This is a genomic window from Myxococcus llanfairpwllgwyngyllgogerychwyrndrobwllllantysiliogogogochensis (genome assembly GCF_006636215.1).
Classification (GTDB): domain Bacteria; phylum Myxococcota; class Myxococcia; order Myxococcales; family Myxococcaceae; genus Myxococcus; species Myxococcus llanfairpwllgwyngyllgogerychwyrndrobwllllantysiliogogogochensis.
Map to the genome: position 1 here is coordinate 1 of NZ_VIFM01000431.1, position 5,705 is coordinate 5,705.

At 66.4% G+C, this 5,705-nt stretch carries 4 protein-coding genes and 1 pseudogene; 2 read left to right on the top strand and 3 right to left on the bottom strand.

All coding sequences use genetic code 11. From position 1 onward, the window contains the following. The first annotated feature begins 305 nt into the window (after positions 1-305). Together FJV41_RS47615 and FJV41_RS47620 are read left to right on the top strand one after the other, a co-directional pair. A complete protein-coding gene (locus FJV41_RS47615) occupies positions 306-1,070 on the top strand; it encodes a DUF6209 family protein (RefSeq protein ID WP_141649266.1) in 765 nt (254 codons plus the stop codon). A gap of 246 nt (positions 1,071-1,316) precedes the next feature. Beyond that, positions 1,317-2,423: a class I SAM-dependent methyltransferase gene (locus FJV41_RS47620; RefSeq protein ID WP_174463671.1), complete on the top strand. Its 1,107-nt coding sequence runs from the start codon at positions 1,317-1,319 to the stop codon at positions 2,421-2,423. A 51-nt stretch (positions 2,424-2,474) separates the two neighbouring features. On the opposite strand, the gene FJV41_RS53250 is transcribed toward FJV41_RS47620, so the two are convergent. The 3 genes and pseudogenes from FJV41_RS53250 to FJV41_RS47635 form a co-directional block, all read right to left on the bottom strand. Further along, complete coding sequence (locus FJV41_RS53250) at positions 2,475-3,344, bottom strand: hypothetical protein (RefSeq protein WP_217440772.1); 870 nt, start codon at positions 3,342-3,344, stop codon at positions 2,475-2,477. A gap of 478 nt (positions 3,345-3,822) precedes the next feature. After that, on the bottom strand, positions 3,823-4,962 hold the full coding sequence (locus FJV41_RS47630) for a right-handed parallel beta-helix repeat-containing protein (RefSeq protein ID WP_181791462.1): 1,140 nt from the start codon (positions 4,960-4,962) through the stop codon (positions 3,823-3,825). A gap of 129 nt (positions 4,963-5,091) precedes the next feature. Next, positions 5,092-5,705, bottom strand: a pseudogene (locus FJV41_RS47635) (error-prone DNA polymerase); the annotation flags it as partial.

Consider the following 5,705-nt stretch of genomic DNA (forward strand, 5'->3'; position numbering starts at 1 on the left):
GGGGAGCTGAGCACCGGGTTGGGTGTATCTGGGACGGAAGGCGTCTCGGTGGGAGTAGCGCTGCGGCTCGAATCGTCGCTCGGCCCGCCGGCCGGGGACGGCCTCCTGAACAGGGTCATTCGGTGCTCGCTCCAGGGTGTTCAGCGCGGAGCCTACTCTAAATACCCGGTATCAACGAGGCAGCTGGGCGTCGGTGGCGTCGGCCATGATGCGCCCGCCTCCGTCCAGGAGGCGGCCCGAACCCCCTTGCGGTCGACACCAGCGGGCCTGACTCTCACCCTGGAGCCACACCCTTGAACCGACTCATGTCCCTCCTCGTGGTCCCCCTGCTGCTGCTCGGCGGCGGCGCGGCGGCGCAGACCCCGCCCGTCATCACCTTCGGCGCCAACTGGTCGCTTGCCCAGTCGCAGACGCTGCTCGCCGGTGGACAGGTCCAGGTGGCGTATGACGCCAGCCGCCTGCCGCAGTGCCGCGCCACCCTGCCCGACGGCAGCCCGGGCTGGAGCCTCACCGGCCACTACCGCCTCGACGGCGGGGCGGAGAGCAGCTTCGACGTCGCGGGCCAGCCCACCGCGGGCGCGCCGCCGGTGCTCTCCCTGCCCGCCGCGGGCACGCTGGAGCTGTGGTTCCGCGTCTCCAGCGCGGGCTGCGAGCAGTACGACTCCAATTACGGCTCGAACTTCCGCTTCACCGTGCGCCCCGCCGGCACCGCCCACGTCCCGACCCTGGTCTTCCAGGAGGGCTGGGTGGAGTACCCCGTGGGAACCGTGAAGGCGGGGCAGACGTTCGTGGTGGATTACGACATCGACCGGCTGCCCGAGTGCCGCCTGCTCTACAACGGCGCGCCCACCTGGGAGGTCTGGGTCCACTACCGCTTCGACAACGGCGTCACCGGCGACCTGAGCGTCACGCAGGTCTCGGGCTACTCGCGTTACGGCGTCCCCGTCACCCTCACCGCGCCCGCCGGGGCTCGCTCCGTCGCGCTCTGGTTCGAGAACTGGGACCGGGGCTACTGCCGCCGCTGGGACTCGAACTACGGCCAGAACTACCGCTTCGTCGTGCAGCCCTAATCCGGCGCGCTCCCGCCTCGCCGGCAAGCACCACCTCCCCGGCGGGGCGGGCCTCCGCCCATGACAATCATTGGCATCCGTGGAGACAGGCCGTCCCGCGGATGTCTTATTTTGTATCAACACTGTGAGTCACGAGGATTCGGCCCGTACGCGGGGGGCGGTATCCGCCGTGAGAGTCGTTGCTTTCCAGAGGGAGACCCCCTTTACTGCGCGCCCTTTCAATCAGCGAAAAACACCCAGACTCCCATGTCCAATCAGACCGAGAAGGCGCTGTCCGAGCATCTCAAGCCGCTGGTGAAGTCCGTGGCACGCAAGGTCGTCCACCGGCTGGCGCCCTGGATGGAGACCCCGGAGACCTCCAGTGCCCCTCCTCCTCCCGCGCCCCAGGCCGCGCCGGACCTCACCAGTGCCGTGTGGACCCTGCCGGATCGCCCCTTGCGAAACGCGCTCCCTCCCGTGGCCGAGCTCTTGCGCACGCACCACGCCGGGCAGCCCCTCCATGACGTCATCCGGGGCCTCTTCGGCGCGGACGACGGGACGCTCCAGACCCGGCTGCTCCAAGCGCTCTCGGAGGAGCAGCTCCGCGCCTATGTCGCGTCGGACACCGCTCCCGTGCCGCGCACCGAGGACCGCGCCGAGTATTTCGGCGAGCAGCATGTCAGCTACTGGCTCAACGGCCTGAGCGACTACCTCTTCCTGAAGGGGCTGCTGAAGTCCTCGGGCATCGACCCGGAGTCGCACTTCCGCTTCCTCGACTTCGCCTGCTCGTCGGGCCGGGTGCTGCGTCACTTCATCGCCCATTCGCCCAAGGCGGAGGTCTTCGGCACGGACATCTATTCCAACGCCGTCCGGTGGATGAACAAGTTCCTGCCCCCGCGCGGCTTCTACTTCCAGAACAGCGTCGTCCCGACGCTGCCCATCCCCGACGCATCCATCGACCTGGTCTTCTGTGGCTCGGTCTTCACCCACATGGATGAGTTCGAGGAGTCCTGGCTGCTGGAGTTCCGCCGCGTCCTCAGGCCGGGAGGCATCGCGTTCATCTCCCTGCACACGGAGCGGACCTGGGAGGGCATGAGGAACCCCGAGCATCCCATCCGCAAGCACCTCACGAACCATCCGTACCGGTGCTTGGAGTCAGAGACGAACCCCGTGCCCTCCGCGTGGTTCGATCAGCCGATGCCCGCCGAGCGCCTGGTGCTGCGCTACATGCCCTCGCCCTTCCACAACATGCACACGTTCTATACGACCGAGTACATCCGGGAGAAATGGGGGCGGTTCTTCGAGGTTCGCGAGTTCCTCCAGCACGCCCACGGCACCTATCAGGACGGCGTCGTGCTGGTCCGGCGCGCCTAGGATTGTCGAGTCCGGCGCCCGCCTGAAGCGGCGGGCGCCGAGTCGCACGGCTCAGGTCAGCTGCAGACCCTTCTCGATCTCCGCCAGGCGGAAGCGCGCCATGGCCAGGTTCGAGGTGGCGCGGCTCAGGGCCACGTAGAAGAACAGTCCCTCGCGCGCCGCCAGCGGGCGGATGACGTGGTACTGCTCGCCCAGGGTGATGAGGATGTCCTCGATGCGGTCCTTGATACCCAGCACGGTCATCGCCTTGAGCTTGGCGCGGACGACCTCGGTGTTGGCCGCGGCGGCCGTCTCGATGTTGAACGTCGCGGTGCCACCCTGGCTGCCCAGACACATTCCGCTCTTCGCATCCACCAGACAGGCCGCGAAGGCCCCTTCGATCTTCAGCGTCTCTTCCAGGGACTGCTTCACGTTCGGCATGACTTCTCTTTCGGCTGGGGGGTGGGTGGAGAGTTGTTCGACGGGAAGGGTCAGCTCCTCCAGGCTGAACGTCAGCTGACTGGAGTAGGTGCGCGGCTGGGGAACGAAGAGCGCCTGGGCGTCCTGGAGTGACAGCAAGACCTGCAGGTGGTTCGCCATGTGGCCACGAAGCACGTCCCGGAGCATGTCGCGGGGAACCAGCCCCCACGCCACCAGCACCTCACAGAAGTTGCCCCCGTTCTTGCGGCACTCCGTCATGACCTGCTCGACGTCGTCTCGGCTGACGAGCTGCCGCTGGATCAGCACCGACGAGAAGTTCTGGACCCCGGGCCCGTTCAGGACCGCCCAGGCCACCTTCTGCTCCACGATGAAGATGCGGCCGGAGACGGTGGACGACTTCACCACCACCTCACCGCCCGTCTCGCTCTCCAACGCTTCGTGAAGCACGGAGCGAAGGACGGGGCGTACAACCTGGGTCACCGTTCGGGATGCTCGTTCCATGGAGTGGGTCCGGGACGCACCAGGTGTGCTGATTTTCATATCCAATTCCAGGCAACTATATCCAGCGCCCCCGAAATATCGCAACCCGGCTGCAATATTCACGGATACCACGTGAGCTGGGTTCAAGCGGCCCCAGCCCGAACAGCTCTGACCCATCGCAGAGATCCACGCGGATGGGAAGGAGAAATCCCACGATGTCTCATACTTCCAGTGAGGGTGTGAGAGCCGGCGAGGGCTGGGCGCGAGGTGCTCGGCTGGTGGATCATGCTCCGGCTCACGGGGGCGGTCAGATGACCTGCTTGCCCTAAGCCCAAGGACTGGGAGGGATCATGAAAAAGTTACTGCTCGGTGCGCTGTCGCTGGCAATCCCGGGGCTGTTTTTCTTCGGCAACATGGCTTACGCGCCCCGTGCGGAAGCCCTGGAGCCCCAGTGTCCGGGATGCCCACTCGCTCTCACGGTGCGCGGCGAGGCCTGACTTCACTCAGCCCCGGGGGCTCCCTCCAGGGACTCGAGCAACGAGTTGGGCGTGGAGTCGAAGGGCACGACCACGGTGGTGCCATTCACATCACAGATGGACCCGGGGCCCGCATCATCCGCGGGGTCCGGACCGGGCCCGGTCGCCGCGCCCCAGTAGTTGCGTGCCGCGTCGATGGGGCCTCCCATGTCATTCACGAGGCCGCAATTGGGCGCCGCCGGGAAGGAGCCCCCCACGCTCTCACCCAGGTTTCCAAAGAAATTGCTGCTACGCACCTTGAGCTGCGCGCCAAACCGCACCCACATTCCGGCGCCCCGGTTTCCAATGGCCTCGTTGTCCTCGAACTCGAAGTCCGAGGTCCCCGAGAAGAGGACGAGGTAGAAGCCGATACCCCTGTTGCCAATGGCCTTGTTCCCCTCGTACGTGCCCTTCTGCCCGCCCACCACGAAGCCGTGGCCGAACACCTCGTCATTGCCGTTGTTCGTGGCGAGGTTCTCCTTCACGGTGTGCCCCTCCGTGTCCGAGCCAAGAGAGAACCCCATCCCATTGCCCGTGGAGACATTGTCCCTGACCGTGTGGTTGTCCCCCCGGATGGCGAATCCCGCGTCCCGGTTGCCCTGCGCGATGTTCCCAATCACCCGAACGTCGCGCCCGCCCAGGACATCCAGCCCAATCCCATCATCATCCGTGACCTTCCCGGCCCCCGTGAGGGTAAACCCCTTCCCATAGTCGCCGAAGGAGACGTTGCTCGCGGTGATGTTGACGACATCCAGCACGGCCCCGGCGGCGGCGAGCACCGTGACTTGCGCGCCCCCCGTCGACTCGACCTTGAGCCGCTTGTTGATCAGGATCATGCAGCGACACCCCGTCTGCACTTCGGCCGCTTCGTCACCGGGGTCGCTGAAGTCTCCGTCGGCGTTCAAGTCCCCGTAGCGGCCGGGGTGGACGAGGATGCGATCTCCATCGCGAGCATGGGCGATGGCCCGACTGATGGAGCGACAGGGGTTCACCTTCGCGCCACACGTCGCGCTGTCCAACGCGTTGTTGGCGACGTGGAGCGTCCTCGTCGGCTCCGCCATGGATGGCGAAGGCAACCACAGGGTCCCCACCACGGTGACCATTCCGAGCATCTGCCTGAACATGCCAACCTCCTGCCCACTTCCCGCCATGGGCCAACAAGCGCCATTGAATGGCGCGAAGGATGATGGAGTCGCCTGGGACCTTTGTGCAGTGAGGCCCTGGGCTCGGAGTCGGCTCCCCGACAGGTCCTCTCAGGTGCGGGACAGGGATTGGACGAACTTCGTCTTCACGTTCGTCACCTTGCCCGAGCGCTCCAACACGCCCTGCCCCACGATGAACAGGGCACCGTGGATCTCCTTCCGGCACCGCTCATACACATCCGGAGGCACCACCAGGTTCGCAATCCCTGTCTCGTCCTCCAGCGAGATGAAGCACATCCCCCTCGCCGTCGGAGGCCGCTGTCGGCAGATCATCATCCCGCCCACGGACACCGTCCGCCCGGAGGACACCTGCTTCAGCCCCTCCGCCGTCACCGCCCCCAGCTTCCTCAACGTGGGCCGCAGCAGCTCCAGCGGGTGCTTCTCCAACGACAGCCCCACCGTGTCGTAGTCCGCGCAGACGCGGGCAAACACATCCATCGACGGCAGCTCCACCTCCGTGCCGTCCATCGACATCCCGAAGAACAAGTCATCCGAGTCCAGCGGCCCCAGCGCCTGGATGTCCCACAGCGCCTTGCGGCGTGAGCCACAGAGCGACCCCAGCGCCCCCGCCAGCGCCAGGCGCGTCAGCTCGTGCCGGGGAATCCGAGCCCGGCGCGCCAGGCTCCCCACGTCCGTGTAGCCCTCCTGTCTCTTAGACACATCTC